The following is a 22504-nucleotide window of genomic DNA, read 5'->3' on the forward strand; positions in this document are numbered from 1 at the left end:
TTGCGATGAGCAGATTGTTGCGAACCGGATTGAATGCGGGCGAGGCCGCGCCGATGGCCGTGGTCGGCGGCGAGGGCGTCTATTTTCACCTGTCGGACGGCCGCCGCCTCATCGACGGCAGCAACACCGGCGGCGGCCTCGGCCATCGGCATCCTGCGATGGTGGAAGCGATCCGCCGCGCGGCCGATACGCCGGTCGTGAACGAAGGCTGGACCTGGGTCGGCCGCGAGCAGGCCGCCGACGATCTGATGGCGACCGCGTTTAGGGGCGAAGACGATTGGGTCGGCGCGGTGCGCTTCTGCATCAGCGGCAGCGAAGCCAACGACATGGCGCTGTCGCTCTGCCAGGCGCTGACGCAACGCCCGGCACTGGCAACGCGCGAGCGCGCCTATCATGGCATCACCGGTCTGTCGCGCAGCATGACGGTGCAGCCGCAATGGCACGGCGGTCTCGCCGTGCACGCTGGCGGCTCAAAACTGCCGGCGCCGATGACGCCCGTGCGGATTTTGCCGGCGCCCGATGGTGCGATCTATGGCGCGCCGGCCAACAATACGCCGCCGAGCGAATATCTGGCCGACGCCACACGATTGCTGTCGGACACGGCCGCAACGATCATCGATTATACCCAGGGCGGCATCTATTACGACGGCGCCTATCAGGACGAAGTCGCGAAGTGCGCGCGGCAGGCCGGTTCGTACTGGATCGCGGACGAGGTGGTCACCGGCGCGGGCCGTGCTGGACGCTGGTTCGCGTTCCAGGGCGCGACGAGCCGGCCCGACATCGTGACGCTCGGAAAATCGCTCGGCGGCGGCGCGGCGGCGGTCGCTGCGGTCGTGGTGTCGAAGGACATTGTTGAGCGGCTCAAGGGCTCGAGCTGGCAGAATTACGGCACGCTGCGCGGCCATCCGATCAGCATGGCGGCCGTCAGCGCCTATCTGAAGGTCGTCTCCGAAGAGAAGATCCTCGAGCACGTGAAGAGCCTCGAAAAGCTGTTCACGCGCCGCCTGCTTTCGATCGCGCAAAAGCATCCGAGCGTGCAGCGGGTGGCGGGGCAGGGGCTGCACTGGACGGTGGAGCTGCACGGCCCGGATTGGCGCAACTGGCACGCCGACACGACGGAGGTGCCGATCGCTTCGCGCGTCGCGGAGCGGGCGCTGGAGGCGGGTGCGGTGATCGGGACCAGCGGCGAGCAGACCTCGCTGTTCCTCGCGCCGCCGCTGGTGATCTCCGAGCACGAGGCGGAGTGGCTGCTCGATGCACTCGACCACGGGCTCGATATTGCCGACGCGGAGCACGGGTGAGCGTAGACCACGCCACGCCTCAGCGATCGCCGGCCTGGCCGGTGGACGAACCCTGGCATCTCGCGATGCCGGAGGGGACACTTTATGACGCGCTGGCGCGTGCGGCACGTGATCGCCCCTCGCATCCGGCAACGGTGTTTTACGGCGCAAGCCTGAGCTACGCAGAACTGCGTGCACGGGTCGATGCCCTGGCCGGCTTCCTGCAGAACGCTTGCCGCGTGAAGCGCGGCGACCGCGTCATGATCGCGCTTCAGAACTCGCCGCAATATGTCATCGCCTATTACGCGGTGATGCGGGCGGACGCGGTGATCGTGCCGGTCAATCCCATGAACAAGACCGCGGAGATCGCGTATCTCGTGGAAGACAGCGGCGCCAGGGTCGCCATCATCGGCAGCGAACTGAGCGATGTCTTTGCACCGCTGGTGGGCGGGCCCTTCGCCCATGCGATCGTTGCGCAATATCGCGACGAGGTCCCCGCCGCCACGCCCTATACGTTGCCGTCATGCGTGACTGAGGCGCCGGCAAACGTGCCGTCGTCGCAGGGCTGGCATTCGTGGTCGTCTGCGATCTCACAGGGCTTGCAGCCAAATGCGATGAGCGCAGGCCCGGACGATCTCATGATCCTGCCCTACACGTCGGGGACAACAGGAAAACCCAAGGCCTGCATGCATACGCATCGCAGCGCGTTGTTCACCGCCGTCCTGCAGGCGCGCTGGTATGGCATGGGCGCCGACGACGTGATGACCGGCTTCATGCCGTTGTTCCACGTGGCGGGCATGCAGGGCTCGATGAATGCGGCGATGGTGGCGGGTGCGACGCTGCTGCTGATGGCGCGCTGGGACAAAGACCTGCTGCCGGATCTGTTCGAAACCTACGGCGTGTCATTCTGGAACGCGGCGCCGACCATGATTGTCGACGTCCTCGCCAGCGCCCGGTTCCGCGATCGCTGTTTTGCCAGGCTGAAAGTGCTGACCGGCGGCGGCGCGGCGATGCCGACCGCGGTGGCCGAGCGCCTGAAAGGCCGCTTCGGCCTCGATTTCGTCGAGGGCTACGGCATGACCGAGACGATGTCGCCGACGCACATCAATCCGATGGCGGGGCCGAAGCGGCAGTGCCTCGGCATTGCCGTACACGAGACCGATGCGCGGGTCGTCGATCCCGAGAGCCTGACCGAACTCGGCGACAATGTCACAGGCGAGATCGTCGTGCACGGGCCGCAAGTGCTGCATGGCTATTGGAACAGGCCACAGGCCAACGCGGAATCCTTCATCGAACTCTCGGGAAAGCGGTTCCTGCGCACCGGCGATCTCGGCTATCGCGATGCCGAGGGCTATTTCTTTGCGGTGGACCGCCTGAAGCGGATGATCAATGTCAGCGGCTTCAAGGTGTGGCCGGCCGAGGTCGAGGCCGCGATGTACCAGAACCGCGCCATCCGGGAATGCTGCATCGTCTCTGCGCCGGATACTTACCGCGGCGAAACTGTCAAGGCGCTGGTGGTGCTGGACGACGCCGCGCGTGCAAACACCTCGACGGACGACATCGTGAGTTGGGCGCGCGAGGCGATGGCCAGCTACAAGGCGCCCCGGGCCGTCGTCTTCGTCGATGAGCTGCCGCGGACCGCGAGCAACAAGATCAACTGGCGGCTTTTGCAGGATGCCGAATGGGGGCGGACGGCATGAAAGCTGCTTGGGTGGAAAAACCAGGCAGGGCTGCGCTATGCTGCGCATGCCGACACGCCTTTGAAGCTGCAACCCCCAGCCTCGCCCATCAATCAGGAATTTGCTGATGCGTATCGTCACTGTTGCCGCCGCCCAGATGGGCCCGATCCAGAAGGCCGACAGCCGCGAGGCCGTGGTCAAGCGCATGATCGCGCTGATGGACGAAGCCAAGGCCAAAGGTGCCGACCTGATCGTCTATCCGGAGCTGGCGCTGACGACGTTCTTCCCGCGCTGGTATGCGGAGGACCGGGCCGAATTCGACAACTGGTTCGAGCGCGAGATGCCGAACGCCGCAACGAAGCCGCTGTTCGAGCGTGCGGCGCAGCACCAGATGGCGATGAATTTCGGCTATGCCGAGCTGACGCCCGACGGCCATCACTTCAACACCGCCATCCTCACCGACAAGTCCGGCAAGATCGTCGGCAAATATCGCAAGGTCCATCTGCCGGGCCATGTGGAATACGACACCAAGCGCTCGCACCAGCATCTGGAGAAGCGCTATTTCGAGCCGGGCGATCTCGGCTTCAACGTCTGGCGTGAGCTCGGCGGCATCGTCGGCATGGCCATCTGCAATGATCGCCGCTGGCCCGAGACCTATCGTGTCATGGGACTGCAGGGCGTGGAGATGGTGCTGATCGGCTACAACACGCCATCGGTGAATGCCGAGAAGGGTGAGGAGGGCGTCGAGAAGCGCCTGTTCCACAACCGCCTCTCCGTGCAGGCCGGCGCCTACCAGAATGCGACCTGGGTGGTTGCAGTGGCCAAGGCCGGCAATGAGGACGGCCATCCGCTGTTCGGCGGCAGCCTGATCGTCGATCCCAACGGCGAGATCGTCGCCGAGGCCAAGACCGAGGATGACGAGGTTCTTGTCCACGCTTGCGACCTCGACGCCACCATTTTCGGCAAGACCACGATCTTCGATTTCGCCCGGCATCGCCGCATCGAGCATTACGGCCTGATCACCAGCCAGACCGGCGCGGTGCCGCCGCCGGAGAAGTGACGCCGATGGCGGACAAAGGCATATCCCTAAGGGAGCTCGATCCGCGCGATCGCTACAAGCTGCTCTGCGGCGTGGTGGTGCCGCGGCCGATCGCACTGGTGACGACGCTGGACGAGAACGGCGCGGTCAATGCCGCGCCGTTCAGCTTCTTCAACGTGTTCTCCGAAAGTCCCGCGCTGATCGTGCTGGGGCTCCAGCACAAGCCGGATCACTCGCCGAAGGACACCACCCGCAACATCCATCGCGACGGTGAGTTCGTGGTGCACATGGTGGACGAGGCGCTGTCGGGCGCAATGAACGACTGCGCGGTCGATTTTCCGTCCGGAGACAGCGAGGTCGCGGCGACGGGGCTTGCGACGCTTCCCTCTGTCGACGTGAAGGTGCCGCGCCTTGCCGCGGCACCTTTCGCGCTCGAATGCCGCCGCCAGATCGTGCTGAATTTTTCGCCCGATCGCGAATTGCTGGTTGGTGAGGTGCTCAGGGTTCACGCCCGCGAGGGCCTGGTCGACGAGGCCAACATGTATGTCGATCTCGATGCCTACCGGCCGATCGGCCGCATGTTCGGCAATCTCTACACGACGCAGCGGGACACGTTTGCCCTGTCGCGCGAGAGCCATGCGCAATGGCGCGCGCGGCAGGATACCCAAGAGCTGAAGGACGCCTAGTGAGCCGAGAACTGCACCGTACCCAGCGCCATGGTGACGGCCGCCTGTGTCGGGTCGATCACGGCAATTCCGAGCGCGTCTTCGAGCGGACGGCGATGCCGCGCCATGCCGGCGCAGCCCATGACGATGGCGCGCGCGCCGTCCTCGTCGCGCAGTGCGCGGCCGATCTCGATCATCTTCGCCAGCGTGCCTTCGCCGGACGCGGTTTCCGCAACGCTCATGTTGAGGGGACGCTCGCCGGCAAGGCGGTCGGTCAGTCCCATCTGCCTGAGATAGCGCATGTGACGCGGGATCGAGCGTTGCGCGATCGCGATGACGCCGAAGGTCTCGGCGCGTGCGAGCGCGGTCAGCACGCCGCACTCGGCAATGCCGAACACGGGACGGTCGGTGCCTTCGCGACATACCTGAAGCCCGGGATCGCTGTAGCAGGCGATCACGAAGGCGGCCGAGCTGTTGTCGCCTTCGACCAGTTTTCGCAGCGGTATCGCGACGCCGTCGACATCGGCCTGGCTTTCAATGCCGAACGGACCCTCGGCGAGCGACTGGCAGACCAGTTCCGGGCCGCCCTCGAAGCCGAGCGGCTTCAGAGCTTCCTCCAGCCCCTGCGTGACCGCGGGGTTGGAGTTCGGATTGATGACGAGAATGCGCGGCCGGGACATGATGGTCTTCCTGCAAAAGGGCGATCGTTGAGCTCAGGCATATCATGGAGTGCCTCATGACTGAACCAGTTTACGACTTGATCATTCGCGGCGGTCGCGTCGCTACCACCACTGATGTGTTCGAGGCCGATGTCGCGATCTCCGGCGAGACCATCGCGGCCATCGGCCGCGGCCTTCCGCCGGCCAAACGCGAGATCGATGCGCGCGGCAAGCTGGTGCTGCCCGGCGGCGTCGACAGCCACGCCCATATCGAGCAGTTGTCCGCTGCCGGCATCATGAACGCCGACACTTTTGAAAGCGCGACGGTCTCTGCCGCTTTCGGCGGCACCACCACCGTGATCCCGTTCGCGGCCCAGCATGTCGGCATGAAGCTGCCGCAGGTGGTTGAGGATTATCACGCGCTGGCGAAGAAGGGCGCGGTGATCGACTACGCCTTTCACATGATCATCGCGGATGCGACCAAGGAGACGGTCGAGGAGCATATTCCCGCGCTGGTGAAGCAAGGGCATGGCTCGATCAAGATCTTCATGACCTACGACCGGCTCAAGGTCGACGACGAGCCGCTGCTCGATATCCTGCTCGCCGCGCGCCAGTCGGGCGCGATGCTGTGCGCCCATGCCGAAAATCACGGCATCATCGCCTGGATGGTGAAGCGCCTGCTCGCGCGCGGCTACACGATGCCGAAGTACCATGCCGTCAGTCACGCCCGGGTTTCCGAAGCGGAGGCCTTCACGCGGCTGATCGGCATGGCGGCGCTGATCGACCAGCCGATCATGATCTTCCATGTCTCGACCGCCGAAGGCGCAAAAGTCATCCGCGACGCGCGCGGACAGGGGCTGAAGGTTTTTGCCGAGACCTGCCCGCAATATCTGTTCCTCACGGCTGATGATCTCGACAAGCCGGGCGCGGAAGGCGCGAAGTGGATGTGCAGCCCGCCGCCGCGGACGCATTCCGATCAGGAGGCGCTGTGGCAGGCGCTGTCGCTCGGCGATCTCCAGACCATCTCGTCGGACCACGCGCCGTATCGCTACGACGAGACCGGCAAGCTGCGCGCCGGTCCCAATCCGAATTTCAAGCAGGTCGCGAATGGCCTGCCGGGACTGGAGCTGCGGCTGCCGCTGCTGTTCGATGCGATGGTGTCGAAGGGGCGGCTGGGCCTGGAAAAATTCGTCGAGCTGACGTCGACGGCGCCGGCAAAGATCTACAATCTGCATCCGCGCAAGGGATCGATCGCGGTCGGTGCCGACGCCGATATCGCGATCTGGGATCCTGACCGCGAGACCGTGATCGCCGACGAGATGATGCACGACCTCGCCGGCTACACGCCGTTTGCCGGCCGTAAACTGAAGGGCTGGCCGGTGTCGGTGCTGTCGCGCGGCCGCGTCATCATCGACGGCGACAAGTGTCTCGCGAGCGCCGGCAGCGGAAAATTCCTCGCGCGCGGCGGCGGCGAGGCGGCAAAGCCCACCGGCCGGCTCGTTGCCGACATGGATCCGGAACGGAATTTCGGAGCGAAGCTACTGTGACGTTGGATCGCGCGCGATGAAGATCGTCATCTTCGGCGGCACCGGCTTTGTCGGCCTCAACGTTGCGGAGGTGCTGCTGGCGCGCGGGCACGAGGTGACGCTGTATGACCGCGCCGAGTTGCCGTCATCCGCGCGGCGATCTCTGGCCGACTACGGCGCACGGCTCAAAGCCGTGCAGGGTGACATCACCGACGAAGACACCATCGACGCGCTCATCGCCAGTGGCTGCGATGCGATCGTGCTCGGCGCGGCCGTCACCGCAGGCGAGGAACTCGAACGGGCCTCGACCGCGCGCGTTCTCGAAATCAACGTGATGGCGCAGATCCCGATCCTGCTCGCGGCGATCCGGCATGGTGTTCGGCGCGTCGTCAATCTGTCGTCGGCCTCGGCCTACGGCGCGTCCGGTGGGCGGGTCGACATTCTGGACGAGGACACGCCTTGCGATCCCGTCTCGTTCTACGCCATCAGCAAGTTCACCTCGGAGCGCTCGGTCGCGCGTCACGCCGAGCTCTTTAGCGGCGATTTCCTGAGCGTGCGGTTGACTGCGGTGTTCGGGCCGTGGGAGCGCCCCGGTTCAGTGCGCGATACGCCGAGCCTCCAGTACCAGATCCTGGCCGCATTCGCGCGCGGTGAGCCGGCGATCATGCCGGAGCCGGGGATGCGAGACTGGACTTACGCGCCAGACGCGGCCGAAGCTGTCGCTATTCTGGTCGAAGCCGAGCGTCCACGTCACCGGCTGTACAACATTTCCAACGGCGCGGCATGGCCCGCCTTGCAGTGGGGTGAGGCGTTTGCGGCGTTGCGTCCCGGCCTGGAGTGTCGGCTCGCGGCGCCCGGAGAGAAGACCGCCATCAAGCTGCACGGGCCCTATCGCGCGCCGTTGTCGGTGGCGCGGATGGCCGACGAATTCGGCTGGCGTGCGCGATTCGGCTGCGCCGAGTCTGCCGCCGCGATGAGCGCTTGGCTGACGCAGCACAAGGATTGGATCTGAGATGCGGCTACAGGGACGGACGGCCGTCATCACGGGAGCGGGCTCCGGCATCGGCCGCGCCAGTGCAAAGCTGTTTGCGGAGGAGGGGGCGCGTCTTGCGCTGGTCGATCGCGACGCTGCCGGTCTTCAGGAAACGCTGAGTCTTGTGGGTGAAGCCACGACGCATGTCGGTGACGTCGGTGATGCTGATTTCGCTGAAACCGTTGTCGGCGATATCGTATCGAGATACGGCCAACTCAATATCCTCATGACTGCCGCTGGCTTCTCCGTCGGCGGCACGGTGCTGACGACGAGCCTGGACGATTGGGACGCGGTGTTCCGCGCCAATGTCGGCGGCACCTGGCTGTGGGCGCGCGCGGCGGTGCCGCAGATGCAGCGGCAGAAGGGCGGTTCGATCATCACGCTGGCCTCGCAGCTTGCGCTTGCCGGCGGCAAGGGCAACAGCGCCTATATCGCCGCCAAGGGCGCGATCGTCAGCTTGACGCGAACGATGGCGGTTGATTTCGCGACCGACGGCATCCGCGTCAACGCGATCGCACCCGGCGCAATCGACACCCCGATGCTTCGCCGCAGCTTTGCCCGTCACGCCAATTCGCAAGAGGTTCGCGAAGCCTCCCGCAATCGCCACGCCATGAAGCGATTCGGCGAGGCCGTGGAGATCGCGCAGGCCGCGCTGCATCTCGCCAGCGATGCGTCGTCCTTCACGACGGGCACGGTGATGGTCGTCGACGGAGGCTGGCTCGCGGCATGAGTGACGCGCTGACACAGCTCGATGCCGACGTTCGCGCTGATCTCGCCATGATCGCGCATCCCCATGCCGCGTGGCTCGAACCGAAGATGGGACCGGACGGCAAGCCCGCGCTCGACGTGCTGATCATCGGCGCAGGCCAGTCGGGCATCGCCATCGGCTTCGGCCTGATGCGCTCCCGCGTCAGCAATATCCTGCTGCTCGACAAGGCCGAGGAGGGGAAGGAAGGGCCGTGGCTCACCTACGCCCGCATGCCGACGCTGCGCAGCCCGAAGGATTACACTGGCCCCGACCTCGACATTCCGAGCCTGACCTATCAGTCCTGGCACGAAGCCCGTTTCGGCAAGGAGAGCTGGCCGACGCTGAACCTGATCCTGCGGGAGCATTGGGCGGAGTATCTGCTCTGGCTCCGCCGCACGATCAGCTTGCCCGTGCGTAACGGCTGCGAGCTTCTGGAGATTTCGCAAGCTCCTGATGGCCTGCTTGCTGCGCGGGTGAAGCGCGCCGATGCCGTCGAGACGCTCTATGCCCGCAAGATCGTGCTGGCGACGGGGCAGGAGGGCATGGGCGACTGGATGATCCCGGAGCAGCTCGGCGATCTGCCGGCGAGCACGGTCGCAACCGTTGCCGACGATATCGATTTCGCGAGCCTGCGCGGCAAGCGCGTCGCCGTGATCGGCGCGGGCGCCTCTGCCTTCGACAACGCGGCAACGGCGCTCGAAGCAGGCGCGGCCGAAGTGCATCTGCTGTGCCGCCGTGCGCAGATCCAGGTGATCCAGCCCTATCGCTGGCTGACCTTTCGCGGTTTCCTGCGTCATCTCAGCGATCTCGACGATGCCTGGCGCTGGCGCTTCATGCGCACCATCCTCGAGATGCGCGAGGGTTTTCCGCAGCCGACATATGACCGCTGCGCGCGTCATGCCAATTTCACCTTGCATGAGGGCGCGCCGCTCGAAGCCGCGCGTCAGACAGCCAGCGGCCTCGAATTGCAGACACCGCGCGGCGCGATACCTGCGGATTTCGTGATCTGCGGCACCGGCATCGACATGAGCTTTGCCGGCCGCGGCGAGCTCGCAAAATTCGCCGGCAATATCGCGACCTGGGCCGACCGCTACGAGCCGCCTGCGAGCGAGCGCAACGCGCGGCTCGGCCGCTTTCCCTATCTCGCCGACGATTACGCCTTCACCGAGCGCGAGCCGGGGAAGACGCCGTGGATCTCGGATATCCACCTTTTCGCCATCGCCTCCACCATGAGCTTTGGCGCGTCGGGCTCGTCGATCAACGCGATGACGACCGCCGTGCCGAAATTGGTGAACGGCCTGACGCGCGGCCTGTTTCGCGCGGATGTCGCGCGGCACTGGGCCTCGCTCAGCGCCTATGACGTGCCGCAGGCCGTGGTTGCGCGGGAAGCGGGAAAAACAGGGGAACAACGATGATCATCCATGCGCCGCCGCGACGAAGCGCCTCTGCGAGACTGGCGCGCAACTTGCTTCTTTCTTGACCTGTCTTTGTCAGTGTTTCCAGTCGAAATCTTGGGGAAAACGAATGCGTTTTGTGTCTTTCAGGTGCGCGACCTCAGTGCTCGCCACCACTGCGCTATTGCTGATCGCCACCGCGCCGTCGCACGCGCAATCAAGGGCGGAGACGTTGCGCTATGTGACGGGTTCGTCGGTCAACACGCTCGATCCCAACATTCCGGGCTCGACGCGCGAATCCTTCGCGCTGAGCATGAGCACCTATGACCGGCTGGTGGCGTTCGGCCGCAAGCAGCTCAACGGCAAATGGGTGTTCGACCTCGACACCATCACCGGCGAGCTCGCCGAAAGCTACGATGTCAGCCCCGACGGTCTGAAGCTCACTTTCCGCCTGCGCAAGGACGCGAAGTTCCAGGACGGCTCGCCCGTCACGGCCGAGGACGTGAAGTGGTCGCTCGATCGCTGCGTCACCGCGCCGATCCTCGGCAAGGCGCAGCTGCTGACAGGCTCTTTGACGTCAGCCGATCAGTTCAAGGTGATCGATCCGCTCACAATCGAGGTGACACTGCCGAAGCCCGACAAACTCGCGCTGCCGAACCTTGCCACCGTCTATCCCATGATCATCAATTCGAAAGTGGCAAAAGAGCACGCGACCCCGGATGATCCCTGGGCGACCGCATGGCTGAAGGAGCACACCGCAGGCAGTGGCGCTTACATTGTCGAGACCTTCAAGCCCGGCGAGCAGGTCATCCTCAAGCGCGACGAGAGCTGGAACCGCGGCACGGCCAACAAACCGGCGTTCTTCAAGCGCGTGATCGTGCAGTCGGTGCCTGAGCCGGCCACCCGCGCCAATCTGGTCGAGCGCGGCGATGCCGACCTCGTCGTCGATCTCCAAGCCAGCGACGTGCAGTCGCTCGAAGCCAAGGGCAAGCTCAAGGTGATCTCGACCCCGCAATACAATGCGATCACCTTCGTCTCGATGAACAACCAGATGCCGCCGTTCGACAACGCCAATGTGCGCCGCGCCATCGCCTACGCGCTGCCCTATGACGACATGTTCAAGGCGGCCCTGTTCGGCCGCGGTTCGCCGCTGTTCGGCGCGAGCTGGCCGGACGGCAGGCCGCTCAACGGCATCTATCCATTCCAGCAGCCGGTGAAGCTCGATCTCGACAAGGCCAGGGAATATCTCAAGGCTGCGGGGCTGCCCGAGGGCTTCTCGACCACCTTCAGCTTCAATGTCGGCCAGGCCTCGACCGCGGAGCCGATGGCGGCGCTGGTGAAGGAATCGCTCGGCAAGATCGGGATCAAGGTCGACATCCAGAAGCTGCCGGATGCGCAGATGTCGACGCAGATCAACGAGAAGAAGCTGCCGTTCTACACCGAGGGCATCGTCGCCTGGCTGCCCTCGACCGATTATTTCTACCGCAACTTCTACACCGGCAATCAGCGCTGGAACTACAGCTCGATCAACAATCCGGATCTGTCCGAGATCGCGCAGGGCGCCCGTTTCGAGCCGGACAAGGCCAAATACGAGGAAGCCGGCCGCAAGCTCAACGCGATGCATTTCGACCTGATGCCGCAGATCATGCTGTGGCAACCGAACCAGGATGCGGTGATGGCGGCGTCGGTCGAGGGCTATACCTATGAGTTCCACCGTCAGATCGACTATCGTGACGTCAGCCGCAAGTGATAGCGTCGAACGCGGGGAGCTATGAATGGTGAAGACCGGTCTTGGTGCAACGATGGCGCGGGCGGGCAGGCGGCTGTTGTCGTCGCTGCCGGCGCTGTTCGGTGTGCTTGTCTTCACCTTTCTCCTGATGCGCGTCCTGCCTGGCGACCCCGCGGTGTTCTTCGCCTCGGGGCCCAACGCCGGCAAGGAAGAGATCGAGCAGATCCGCAAGCAGATGGGGCTCGACAAGTCGGTGCCGGAACAGCTCGTGTTCTATCTCTCCGACATCGGCCGCGGCAATCTCGGCCGTTCGATGATGACGGGACAGCCGGTGCTGAAGGACCTGCGCGAGCGGCTGCCGGCCTCGCTCGAGCTGACCTTCACCGCGCTCCTGATCGCGCTGATCTTTGCGGTGCCGCTCGGCGTCGTCGCGGCGTTGCGGCCGGGATCGGCGGTCGATCACGGCGTGCGGCTGTTTTGCGCACTCGGCGTCTGCGTGCCGACCTTCGTCTCGGGATTGCTGTTGATCTACGTGTTCTACTATCTGCTCGGGCTCGCGCCGGATCCCACCGGACGGATCGACGTCTTCACCTCGCTGCCGCCGTCGCGCACCGGCTTCCTCTCGATCGATTTCCTGCTCGCCGGCGATGTCGAGGGCTGGTGGGCGGCCTGCAAGCAACTGATCCTGCCGGCGGTCAGCATGGCGTTGTTCGTGATTGCGCCGCTGGCGCGGATCACGCGCGCCTCGATGCTGGTGTCGCTCGGCAGCGATTTCGTGCGCACCGCGCGCTCGGTCGGATTGTCCTGGCACAAGGTGGTCGTCACCTATGCGCTCCGGAACGCGATCCTGCCCGTCATCACCATCGCCGGCATCGTATTCTCGACCATGCTGGGCGCCAATGTGCTGGTGGAGAAGGTGTTCTCCTGGCCGGGCGTCGCCTCCTACGCGCTCGATGCGCTGCTGTCCTCCGACTATGCGCCGGTGCAGGGTTTCGTGCTGCTGATGGCCAGCCTGTTCGTGCTGGTCAATCTCGTGGTCGATATCTGCTACGGCATCGCCGATCCCAGGGTATCCATCGGATGACCAGCGCAACCCTCCGTCATTCGGTCTGGATCCTGCGCGGCAATCCGCTCACCGCCGTCGCCGCGGCCGGCGTGGCGCTGTTCGTCCTGATCGCGATCTTCGGGCCGTGGATCGTGCCTTACGATCCCGTCGTCTCCAACGTCTCGGAGGCGCTTTTGCCGCCGAGTGCGGCGCATCTCGCCGGCACCGACCAGCTCGGCCGCGACGTCTTCAGCCGGCTCGTCATCGCAGCGCGGCTCGATCTCGCCATCGCGGTTTCCGCGGTCGGCATCTCCTTCGTGATCGGCGCCGTCGTCGGCGCGTTCTGCGGCTATGCCGGCGGCAGGCTCGATCGCGGCGTCGGCCGCTTCGTCGACGTCATGATGGCGTTTCCGCTGTTCGTGCTGGCGATGGCGATGGTCGCGGCGCTCGGCAACCGGATCGAAAACATCGTGATCGCGACCGCGATCATCAATCTGCCGTTCTACATCCGCTTCGCGCGCGCCGAGGTGAACGTCCGCCGCAACGTCGGCTGGGTCGAAGCCGCGCGCGCCTGCGGCGAGAGCCATTTTTCGGTGGTGCTGCGCTTCCTGCTGCCGAACATCCTGCCGGCGATGGCGGTGCAGATCTCGCTCAATCTCGGCTGGGCTATCCTCAATGCGGCGGGTCTCTCCTTCATCGGTCTTGGCGTCGAGCCGCCGACGCCGGAATGGGGCATCATGGTCGCGGAGGGCGCGCGCTTCATCTCGACCGGGCGGTGGTGGCTGGTCGCCTTTCCCGGCCTTGCGCTGATGATGGCCGTGCTGTGCTTCAATCTCCTCGGTGACGGGATGCGGGACATTCTCGATCCGCGGATGCGCACATGAGCGAGGAACTGCTTGGGATCAACGACCTCCATGTCGCGTTCTCGACGCGGCGCGGCATGGTCGAGGCCGTGCGCGGGGTAAATCTCTCGGTCAAAGAGGGCGAGATGCTCGGTCTCGTCGGCGAGAGCGGCTCGGGCAAGTCGGTCACCGGCTTTGCAACGACGCGTCTGCTCGATGCCGCTGGCCGCGTCACCGGCGGCAAGATCCTGTTTCGCGGGCAGGACGTGACGAAGCTCCGGGGAGATGACCTTCGTCAGCTCCAGGGCGCGGCGATGTCGATGATCTTCCAGAACCCGCGGGCGGCGCTGAACCCGATCCGCGCGATCGGCCTCCAGATCGCGGATGCGATCCTCACCCACAAGAAGATATCGAAGGGTGCCGCGCGCGCGGAAGCGCTGGAGCTGCTGCGCGCGGTCCAGATCCGCGACCCCGAAACGCGGATGAACGCCTATCCGCACGAGCTTTCGGGCGGCATGTGCCAGCGCGTCATGATCGCGATCGCGATCTCCTGCAATCCCGCGCTCCTGATCGCGGACGAGCCGACCACCGGCCTCGACGTCACCACCCAGAAGGTGGTGATGGATTTGCTCGCGGACATCGCCGCCGCGCGCGGCATGGCGACGATTTTGATCACGCACGATCTCGGGCTCGCCGCGCGCTATTGTCGCCGCATCGCGGTGATGGAGCGCGGTCGCATCGTCGAGGAAGCGAGCCCTAAAACGCTCTTTACCGCACCACAGCACGCTTACACAAAGCGCCTGGTTGCGGCATCGCCGACCGCGACCTCCCGGATCGAGGACCTCGTGACGGAGGAGGAGCGTGAGCGCCATGCCGCCGTCGTCAGCATGCCGAGGCCGGAACTTCCGCACGGCACGCCGCCGCTGCTCGAGGTGCGCAAGCTCGCCAAGCGTTTTGATGAAAGCTCCGCCGCAGTCGCCGACTTCTCCATGACGATGGCCGGCGGCGAGAGCGTCGGTCTCGTCGGCGAATCCGGCTCCGGCAAGAGCACGACGTCGCGGATGATCTGCCGGCTGATCGACCCGAGCGAAGGCGACATCGTGTTCGACGGCCAATCGATCGGCCATGTCGCGTCGCGCGATTTTCATCGCTCTCGCTATCGCAAAGACATCCAGATGGTCTTTCAGGACCCGAACGAGAGCCTCAACCCGCGCTTCACGGCCTTCGACTGCATCGCCCATCCGCTGATGCGGCTCGACAACATGCGTGCGGGTGATGCGCTGCGCAAGCGGGTGGAGGAGTGCGCGGAGCGGGTGGGGCTGCCGCTCGATCTGCTGCCGCGCTTTCCGCATCAGCTCTCCGGGGGCCAGAAGGCCCGCGTCGGCATCGCCCGCGCCATCGCCTGCCGGCCGCGGCTCCTGGTGCTGGACGAGCCGACCGCCGCGCTCGACGTCTCCGTGCAGGCGGTGGTGCTGCAACTGCTCGATCGCCTCAGGCGCGAGAACGACATCGCGCTGCTGTTCGTCAGCCACGACCTCAACGTCGTGCGCATGCTCTGCGACCGCACCATCGTGCTGCGCAACGGCGGCATCGTGGAGCAGGGCGAAAGCCGGGCATTGTTCGATAATCCGAAGACCGACTACACCCGCAAGCTGGTCGAGGCGATCCCCCACATCGAGACCGGCCCGGCCTTGGCGGTCGCGCTTTGAGGACCGACCCGGTCGGAAAACCATCCAGATCGCGCTGGCGAAGGCCCTATTAGTGGCATACCATTTGCACGCCAACGGGTTCTGGTTTCACCTGCCTTTGGCCAACGATGGCCGGCATCACGGCATTACTGGGAGGATTTCATGGATCGCAGGACCGTATTAAAGGGACTGGCCGGCGCGGGCGGTCTTGCATTGACGGGCATCTCGGCCCCGGCGATCTCGCAAGGCGCATCGGCGCGCACCCTGCGCTTCGTGCCGCAGGCCAATCTGGCCAATTTCGATCCGATCTGGGGCACGCAATATGTCGTGCGCAATGCGGCAGCCCTGGTCTGGGACACGCTCTACGGCATCGATTCATCGCTGCAACCGCAGCGCCAGATGGTCGAGTCCGAGGAGACTTCCGACGACGGCAAGACCTGGACCTTCAAGCTGCGTCCGGGCCTCAAATTCCATGACGGCGAGCCGGTGCTGAGCAAGGACGTCGTCGCGAGCCTGTCGCGCTGGGCCGCACGCGATCCGATGGGCCTGATGATCCTTGCGATCCAGCAGGAATTGACGCCCGTCGACGACCGCACCTTCAAATGGGTTTTGAAGCAGCCCTTCCCGAAAATGCTCTACGCGCTGGCCAAGAACAATGCGCCGTGCTCCTTCATCATGCCCGAGCGCATCGCGAAGACCGACCCGTTCAAGCAGATCACCGAATATGTCGGTTCGGGACCGATGAAGTTCGCCAAGAGCGAATGGGTGCCCGGCGCCAAGTCGGTGTTCGAGAAGTTCACCGATTACGTGCCGCGGCAGGAGAAGGCGTCGTGGCTGGCCGGCGGCAAGCAGATCATGGTCGATCGCGTGGAATGGATCGTGATGCCGGACCCCGCGACCGCGGCGGCTGCGCTGCAGAACGGCGAGGTCGACTGGTGGGAGAACCCGATCGCCGACCTCGTGCCCGTGCTGAAGAAGAACAAGAACATCAGCGTCGATATCGGCGATCCCCTCGGCAATATCGGCTCGTTCCGCATGAACCATATGTTCGCGCCGTTCAACGACGTGCGGGCAAGGCGCGCGGTGCTGATGGCGCTCAGCCAGGAAGACTACATGCGCGCGATCGTCGGTGACGACGACGCGTTGTGGAAGTCGCTACCGGGCTTCTTCACGCCGGATACGCCACTCTACAGCGAGCTGGGTGGCGAAATCCTCAAGGGCAAGCGCGATCTCGACGCGGCCAAGAAGCTGCTCGCCGAGAGCGGCTATTCCGGCCAGCCGGTGACGTGCCTCGTCGCCCAGGACCAGCCGATCACCAAGGCGCAAGGCGATGTCACCGCCGACCTCCTCAAGAAGCTCGGCATGAATGTCGACTTCGTCGCCACCGATTGGGGCACGGTCGGCTCGCGCCGCGCGGCGAAGACGCCGCCGGGTCAGGGCGGCTGGAACATGTTCCACAGCTGGCATGCCGGCGCCGACTGCATCACGCCGGCAGCGTATACCGCCATTCGCGCCAACGGTGAGAAGGCCTGGTTCGGCTGGCCCAACAGCCCGACCACCGAAAATGAGATCGTGACCTGGTTCGACGCCAAGAGTCTCGATGAAGAGAAGGCGGCGATCGGGCGGGTCAACAAGGCTGCGCTCGAGGACGTCGTCTACGCCCCGACCGGCTTCTTCCTGACCTACACGGCATGGCGCAAGAACGTCTCGGGCATCACCAAGGGGCCGTTGCCGTTCTTCTGGGGCGTGACGAAGTCCGCATGATCGTGCGTTGAGGCCAGATGCTCTCCTACATCCTCCGTCGCATCGCCGCGACCCTGCCAGTGATGGCAATCGTCGCCTTGTTCGTGTTCAGCCTGCTTTACATCGCGCCGGGTGATCCCGCCGTGGTGATCGCGGGTGACCAGGCAAGCCCGGAGGATGTGGAGCGCATCCGCCAGAGCCTCGGCCTCGACCGGCCCTTCCTGATCCAGTTCGGAAGCTGGGTCTGGCGCATCCTGCACGGCGATCTCGGTACCTCGATCTTCACCAATCTGCCGGTTTCGACCATGATCGCGCAACGTCTGGGGCCGACGCTGTCGCTGATGATCATCACGCTGCTGCTCACGATCGTGGTCGCGGTGCCGCTCGGCGTCGTGGCCGCGTGGAAAGCCGGCAGCCTGATCGACCGGGCCATCATGGCGTTTGCCGTGTTCGGCTTTTCGCTGCCGGTGTTCGTGGTCGGTTACATGCTCGCCTATATCTTCGCGCTCGAGCTCGATTGGCTCCCGGTGCAGGGCTACACGCCGCTTGCGCAGGGCTTCTGGCCGTGGCTGCAAAACCTGATCCTGCCGGCGATCGCGCTCGGCTGCGTCTATATTGCGCTGGTCGCGCGCATCACGCGTGCCACCATGCTCGAAGTCTTGCAGCAGGACTATATCCGCACGGCGCGCGCCAAGGGCATGGGGCAGGGCGGCATCCTGTTCATCCACGCGCTCAAGAACGCGGCGGTGCCGATCGTGACCGTGATCGGGATCGGCATCGCGCTCCTGATCGGCGGTGCGGTCGTCACCGAGAGCGTGTTTGCGATCCCCGGTCTCGGCCGGCTCACGATCGACGCGATCCTGCGCCGCGACTATCCCGTCATCCAGGGCATCGTGCTGCTGTTCAGCTTCGTCTACGTCCTCGTCAACCTGATGATCGACGTCACCTATACGCTCGTTGACCCGAGGATCCGCTATTGACCGACATGACCGTCAATCCGCAGGCGCTGCCGGCCGGCTTCGTCCTCGCGCCGCAACTGCCCGACATCCAGCGCCCGGTCAGGATCCGGCGCGGCTTCATCGGCCTTTTGCGCAGCCATCCCACCGTCACGATCGGCGGCGGGCTGCTGCTGGCGCTGGTTCTGATCGCGATCTTTGCGCCATATCTCTGGACCGTCGATCCGACCGCGCTCGCGCCCGCCAAGCGCACGCGGGCGCCCTCGGCGCTCTACTGGTTCGGCACCGACGTGCTCGGCCGCGATATCTACTCGCGCGTGATGTTCGGGGCGCGGGTCTCGCTCACGGTCGGGCTCTCGGTCGCGATCTTCGCGTCCGTGGCGGGCCTGGCCATCGGCATCGTCTCCGGCTTCGTCCGCTGGGCCGACGGCATTCTGATGCGCTTCATGGACGGGTTGATGTCGATCCCGCCGATCCTGCTTGCCATCGCGCTGATGGCGCTGACGCGCGGCAGTGTCGGCAACGTCATTCTCGCCATTACCGTCGCCGAGATCCCGCGCGTCTCGCGGCTCGTCCGCAGCGTCGTGCTGTCGCTGCGCGAGCAGCCCTATGTGGACGCGGCGGTCGCCTGCGGCACGCGCACGCCGATGATCATCCTGCGCCACATCCTGCCCAACACGCTGGCGCCGATGCTGGTGCAGGCGACCTATATCTGCGCCAGCGCCATGATCACGGAGGCGATCCTGTCCTTCATCGGCGCCGGCACGCCGCCCACCATTCCGTCCTGGGGCAACATCATGGCCGAGGGCCGCGCGCTGTGGCAGGTCAAGCCCTACATCGTGTTCTTTCCGGCGGCGTTCCTCTCCGTCACCGTGCTCGCGGTGAACCTGCTCGGCGACGGCCTTCGCGATGCGCTCGATCCGCGCATGGCCAAAAGTCTGTGATGGCGAGAGGCTGATCGCGATGGCTTTGCTCGAAGTCGAGAACCTCCAAACCCACTTCCGTACCCCAAGCGGCATCAACCGCGCGGTCGACGGGGTGTCCTTCCATGTCAACGAGGGCGAGACGCTTGCCATCGTCGGCGAGTCCGGCTGCGGCAAGTCGGTGACCTCAATGTCGCTGATGCGCTTGATCCCGGAGCCGCCAGGCAAGATCGCGGGCGCGATCCGCTTCGCGGGCAAGGATCTGTTGCAATTGTCTGACCGCGAGATGCGCGCCATCCGCGGGAACGACATTTCGATGATCTTTCAGGAGCCGATGACGAGCCTGAATCCGGTGCTGACCGTCGGCCGTCAGATCCGCGAGACGCTGATGATCCATCAGGGCCTCGACAAGGCGGCGGCCGAGGCGCATGCGATCGAGATGCTGACCCTGGTCGGCATTCCCGAGCCGAAGCGGCGGGTGCGCGAATATCCGCATCAGCTCTCCGGCGGCATGCGTCAGCGCGTGATGATCGCGATTGCGCTGGCCTGCAATCCAAAGCTCCTGATCGCGGACGAACCGACCACGGCGCTCGACGTGACCATTCAGGCGCAGATCCTGAAGCTGATGCTGGGCCTGAAGCAGCGGGTCGGGGCCGCCATCATCCTGATCACCCACGATCTCGGCGTGGTCGCCGAGATCGCCGAGCGCGTCATGGTCATGTATGCCGGCCGCAAGGTCGAGGAGGCGCCGGTGGCCGAGCTATTCCGCTCGCCGCGTCATCCCTATACGCAAGGCCTGCTCGGCGCCGTGCCGCGGCTCGGTTCTTCGCTGACCGGCACCGCGAGGCGTCTGGCCGAAATCCCGGGGCAGGTGCCCGATCTGCGCAAGCCGATCATCGGTTGCGTCTTCGCCGGCCGCTGCGCGCTCGCGACCGATCTGTGCCGGCAATATGCGCCGGGGTTGGAGGAGAAGGCGCCTCGCCACGTTGCCGCCTGCCACTATTCCGCCAAGGGGGCCATCGCGGCATGAGTCCTCCGCTGCTCCAGGTCAACGACCTCAAGAAGCACTTCCCGGTCAACAAGGGCTTCTTCGGGCGACAAACCGAATGGGTCTATGCCGTCGACGGCGTCTCCTTCGAGATCGCGAAGGGCGAGACGCTGTCGCTGGTCGGCGAATCCGGCTGCGGCAAGTCGACGGTCGGCCGCGCAATTCTGCGCCTGTTCGATATCACCGCGGGGCAGGTAATCCTCGACGGCCAGCGCATCGACGACGCGCATCCGAGCACGATGCGGCAAATGCGCCGCCGCGTGCAGGTCGTGTTCCAGGATCCGTTCTCGAGCCTCAACCCGCGCATGCGCGTGCGCGACATCCTGGCCGAACCGATCCGCAATTTCGGCCTCGCCAAATCCGCAGCCGATCTCGAAACCCGCGTGACGGCGCTGATGGACACCGTCCGCCTGCCGCGGGAAGCGCTCAATCGCCGGCCGCACGAATTCTCCGGCGGCCAGCGCCAGCGCATCGGCATTGCGCGCGCGCTCGCAGCCGAACCCGAGCTGATCGTCTGCGACGAGGCGGTCTCCGCGCTCGACGTCTCGGTCAAGGCGCAGATCGTCAATCTCTTGCAGGATCTCCAGCGCGAGTTCGGCCTCGCGCTGCTGTTCATCAGCCATGATCTCGCGATCGTCGAACATATGACGCATCGCGTGGCGGTGATGTATCTCGGCAAGATCGTCGAAGTGGCGCCGCGTCGCGAGATCTTTGCCGCGCCCAAGCATCCGTACACCAAGGCGCTGCTCTCGGCGGTGCCGCTGCCCGAGCCCGGCGCCCAGCGTAATCCGATCATCCTCGGCGGCGACGTGCCGAGCCCGATCAATCCGCCGAAGGGCTGCCGCTTCCACACCCGCTGCCCGCTGGTGTTCGATCGCTGCCGGATCGAGGAACCGACGCTGCGCGCAGTCGGACCCGAGCAGTGGGTGGCGTGTCACCTCGAGGACGGTGCGGCGGCGATGGCGGGGTAGCCGTTGGGTGGCTTCTGCGTCTCCGCCGGGCGGGCAGAGAGGCGCAGGAGTACCAGCAGGGCGATGATGCCACTCTGCTCCTGTTTTGCCCGACGAGTCAAAACCGGTGACGGCGAAAATTCGTAAGCAAAAACAACCTCATTCTACTGTGCATGGGGTTGTTTTCGAAGTTTTTGTTTTGGTCGCGCTCAGCCCTGGCGGCGCAGGAAGCCCGTGATCGTGACTTTCTCCCAGATGCCGGCCGCCGCAAACGGATCGGCGCGGTTGAAGGCTTCGACCTCGCTGCGGCCCGGCGCCTCGATCAGGAACAGACTGCCGATCATGCTCTCGCCATCGTCGGAGACGAGTGGTCCCGACATCACGATCTTGACGCCGAAGCGCGAGGTGTCGCTCAGAAACGCTTTGTGGGCGTCGTAATTGGCCAGCCGGGTCGGCGGCGCGCCGGTGCGGTCGAGGGCGTGAATGGCGAACAGCATGATGGTCTCCGAGTCCTTTCAGTTCTTGGGACGGACGCGAGGGGCGGCCGTCCGTGTTTGTCGTGAATACGCTTACTTGCCGCCGAGCTTGCTGGCTTCCTCGAAGGTCGGGCACGCCCGCTGCTCCAGCGGCACGTCGAACGGCTGGTAATTGTCCTTGGTGATGACGGTCGGCTTCAGCACGATCTCGGCGATCACGGGCTGGTTGCGCAAGCTGCGGATCGCCATCATGGTGCCAAGGCAGCCCTGCGCAAATCCGTTGTAGTCGCCGCTCGCCAGCAGCTTGCCGGACTTGATCGCGTCGATCGCCTCCTTGGTGCCGTTGATGCCGATCACCTGGGCCTTGCGGTTGGCGCCGTCGAGCGCCTCGATCGCACCGACTGCCATGGCGTCGTTGGCGGCGAGAACGCCGTCGATCTGCGGGTTCGACTGCATCAGGTTTTCCATGACCTGGAGCGCCTGGAGCCGCTGGTAGTTGCCGGGCTGAGAGGCTAGCAGCTTGGCGCCCGCGGTTTCCTTGAGCGCGTCGTTGAAGCCGCGGACGCGATCGACATTGGTCAGCGAGCCCTTGACGCCCTCGATGATGACGATGTTGCCCTTGCCGCCCAGCGTCTTGAGCAGGAAGCGCGCGGTCTCCAGGCCGAGGCTATAATCGTCGGCGCCGACGAAGGAGAGGAACTTGCCGCCGGCCGAGCGGTCGGTGATGTTGACGACCGGGATCTTGGCGTCGTTGATCTTCTCGACGCCCGGCACCATCGCCTTGTAGTCGACCGGCGTGAACACGATCGCGCTGGGCTTCTTCACCACGACGTCCTCGATCTGGCTGAGCTGCTCGGGGATCGAATCCGGCTTGGTCGGGATGTACTGAAGCGTCTTCGCGTTCAGCACCTTCGCCATGTTATCGGCGCCGACCCGCACTGTCTGGAAGAACGGGTTGGTCTGGTTCTTGGTGAAGACGGCGATGGTCTCGCCGTCGGCCCGCGCTTGTGTGGTGAACGCGGCCGCGATCAGCAGCGGTAGTGTCAGGTAACCCAGTGTCTGTTTCATGTTGCCTCCATCC

The 22504-nt window shown here is 65.1% G+C and carries 20 protein-coding genes; 17 read left to right on the forward strand and 3 right to left on the reverse strand.

Annotated elements, in window-relative coordinates:
- Window positions 1-5: 5 nt before the first annotated feature.
- The 4 genes from AB7532_RS12570 to AB7532_RS12585 all read left to right on the forward strand — a co-directional run bounded on the left by AB7532_RS12570 (window position 6) and on the right by AB7532_RS12585 (window position 4684).
- Window positions 6-1301 (forward strand): aminotransferase class III-fold pyridoxal phosphate-dependent enzyme, encoded by a 1296-nt coding sequence (locus AB7532_RS12570; RefSeq protein ID WP_441235099.1) that lies wholly within the window; start codon window positions 6-8, stop codon window positions 1299-1301.
- A complete protein-coding gene (locus tag AB7532_RS12575) occupies window positions 1298-2980 on the forward strand; it encodes a long-chain-fatty-acid--CoA ligase (protein ID WP_441235100.1) in 1683 nt (560 codons plus the stop codon). Before AB7532_RS12570 ends, AB7532_RS12575 begins: the two co-directional genes overlap by 4 nt.
- 106 nt (window positions 2981-3086) lie before the next feature.
- Entirely contained in the window at window positions 3087-4019 is a 933-nt protein-coding gene (locus AB7532_RS12580; RefSeq protein WP_441235101.1) for an N-carbamoyl-D-amino-acid hydrolase, read from the forward strand.
- Between the two features lie 5 nt (window positions 4020-4024).
- A complete protein-coding gene (locus tag AB7532_RS12585; protein WP_441235102.1) occupies window positions 4025-4684 on the forward strand; it encodes a flavin reductase family protein in 660 nt (219 codons plus the stop codon).
- Here AB7532_RS12585 and AB7532_RS12590 read toward each other — a convergent pair.
- A complete protein-coding gene (locus tag AB7532_RS12590) occupies window positions 4681-5343 on the reverse strand; it encodes an aspartate/glutamate racemase family protein (protein WP_441235103.1) in 663 nt (220 codons plus the stop codon). The genes AB7532_RS12585 and AB7532_RS12590 overlap by 4 nt on opposite strands.
- 56 nt (window positions 5344-5399) lie before the next feature.
- Between AB7532_RS12590 and hydA the strand changes: the two genes are divergently transcribed.
- The 13 genes from hydA to AB7532_RS12655 all read left to right on the forward strand — a co-directional run bounded on the left by hydA (window position 5400) and on the right by AB7532_RS12655 (window position 20968).
- Window positions 5400-6869: a dihydropyrimidinase gene (gene hydA / locus AB7532_RS12595; protein ID WP_441235104.1), complete on the forward strand. Its 1470-nt coding sequence runs from the start codon at window positions 5400-5402 to the stop codon at window positions 6867-6869.
- 16 nt (window positions 6870-6885) lie between these two features.
- Complete coding sequence (locus AB7532_RS12600; RefSeq protein ID WP_441235105.1) at window positions 6886-7860, forward strand: NAD-dependent epimerase/dehydratase family protein; 975 nt, start codon at window positions 6886-6888, stop codon at window positions 7858-7860.
- Window position 7861: 1 nt separating this feature from the next.
- The gene (locus tag AB7532_RS12605; RefSeq protein ID WP_441235106.1) at window positions 7862-8611 is read left to right on the forward strand and encodes an SDR family oxidoreductase; all 750 of its coding nucleotides are present in this window, start codon (window positions 7862-7864) and stop codon (window positions 8609-8611) included.
- On the forward strand, window positions 8608-10044 hold the full coding sequence (locus tag AB7532_RS12610; RefSeq protein WP_441235107.1) for an NAD(P)-binding domain-containing protein: 1437 nt from the start codon (window positions 8608-8610) through the stop codon (window positions 10042-10044). Before AB7532_RS12605 ends, AB7532_RS12610 begins: the two co-directional genes overlap by 4 nt.
- A 109-nt stretch (window positions 10045-10153) precedes the next feature.
- Window positions 10154-11773: an ABC transporter substrate-binding protein gene (locus tag AB7532_RS12615; RefSeq protein ID WP_441235108.1), complete on the forward strand. Its 1620-nt coding sequence runs from the start codon at window positions 10154-10156 to the stop codon at window positions 11771-11773.
- Between the two features lie 28 nt (window positions 11774-11801).
- Window positions 11802-12836, forward strand: a complete 1035-nt coding sequence (locus AB7532_RS12620; protein ID WP_441239258.1) for an ABC transporter permease — start codon at window positions 11802-11804, stop codon at window positions 12834-12836.
- Window positions 12833-13681 (forward strand): ABC transporter permease, encoded by an 849-nt coding sequence (locus AB7532_RS12625; RefSeq protein WP_441235109.1) that lies wholly within the window; start codon window positions 12833-12835, stop codon window positions 13679-13681. The genes AB7532_RS12620 and AB7532_RS12625 overlap by 4 nt, the downstream gene beginning before the upstream one ends.
- Entirely contained in the window at window positions 13678-15348 is a 1671-nt protein-coding gene (nikE, locus tag AB7532_RS12630) for a nickel ABC transporter ATP-binding protein NikE (protein ID WP_441235110.1), read from the forward strand. The genes AB7532_RS12625 and nikE overlap by 4 nt, the downstream gene beginning before the upstream one ends.
- Before the next feature lie 141 nt (window positions 15349-15489).
- On the forward strand, window positions 15490-17091 hold the full coding sequence (locus tag AB7532_RS12635; RefSeq protein ID WP_441235111.1) for an ABC transporter substrate-binding protein: 1602 nt from the start codon (window positions 15490-15492) through the stop codon (window positions 17089-17091).
- Window positions 17092-17108: 17 nt separating this feature from the next.
- Complete coding sequence (locus AB7532_RS12640; RefSeq protein WP_441235112.1) at window positions 17109-18050, forward strand: ABC transporter permease; 942 nt, start codon at window positions 17109-17111, stop codon at window positions 18048-18050.
- Window positions 18047-18970, forward strand: coding sequence for an ABC transporter permease (locus AB7532_RS12645; RefSeq protein WP_441235113.1), 924 nt, complete (start codon window positions 18047-18049; stop codon window positions 18968-18970). The genes AB7532_RS12640 and AB7532_RS12645 overlap by 4 nt, the downstream gene beginning before the upstream one ends.
- A gap of 19 nt (window positions 18971-18989) precedes the next feature.
- On the forward strand, window positions 18990-19979 hold the full coding sequence (locus AB7532_RS12650) for an ABC transporter ATP-binding protein (RefSeq protein ID WP_441235114.1): 990 nt from the start codon (window positions 18990-18992) through the stop codon (window positions 19977-19979).
- On the forward strand, window positions 19976-20968 hold the full coding sequence (locus AB7532_RS12655) for an ABC transporter ATP-binding protein (RefSeq protein WP_441235115.1): 993 nt from the start codon (window positions 19976-19978) through the stop codon (window positions 20966-20968). Before AB7532_RS12650 ends, AB7532_RS12655 begins: the two co-directional genes overlap by 4 nt.
- A 188-nt stretch (window positions 20969-21156) precedes the next feature.
- Here AB7532_RS12655 and AB7532_RS12660 read toward each other — a convergent pair whose 3' ends face one another.
- Window positions 21157-21444, reverse strand: a complete 288-nt coding sequence (locus AB7532_RS12660) for a YciI family protein (protein WP_441235116.1) — start codon at window positions 21442-21444, stop codon at window positions 21157-21159.
- A 72-nt stretch (window positions 21445-21516) separates the two neighbouring features.
- Window positions 21517-22491, reverse strand: a complete 975-nt coding sequence (locus tag AB7532_RS12665; RefSeq protein WP_441235117.1) for a sugar ABC transporter substrate-binding protein — start codon at window positions 22489-22491, stop codon at window positions 21517-21519.
- Window positions 22492-22504: the final 13 nt, after the last annotated feature.

This window comes from Bradyrhizobium sp. 930_D9_N1_4 (assembly GCF_052076015.1).
GTDB lineage: Bacteria > Pseudomonadota > Alphaproteobacteria > Rhizobiales > Xanthobacteraceae > Bradyrhizobium.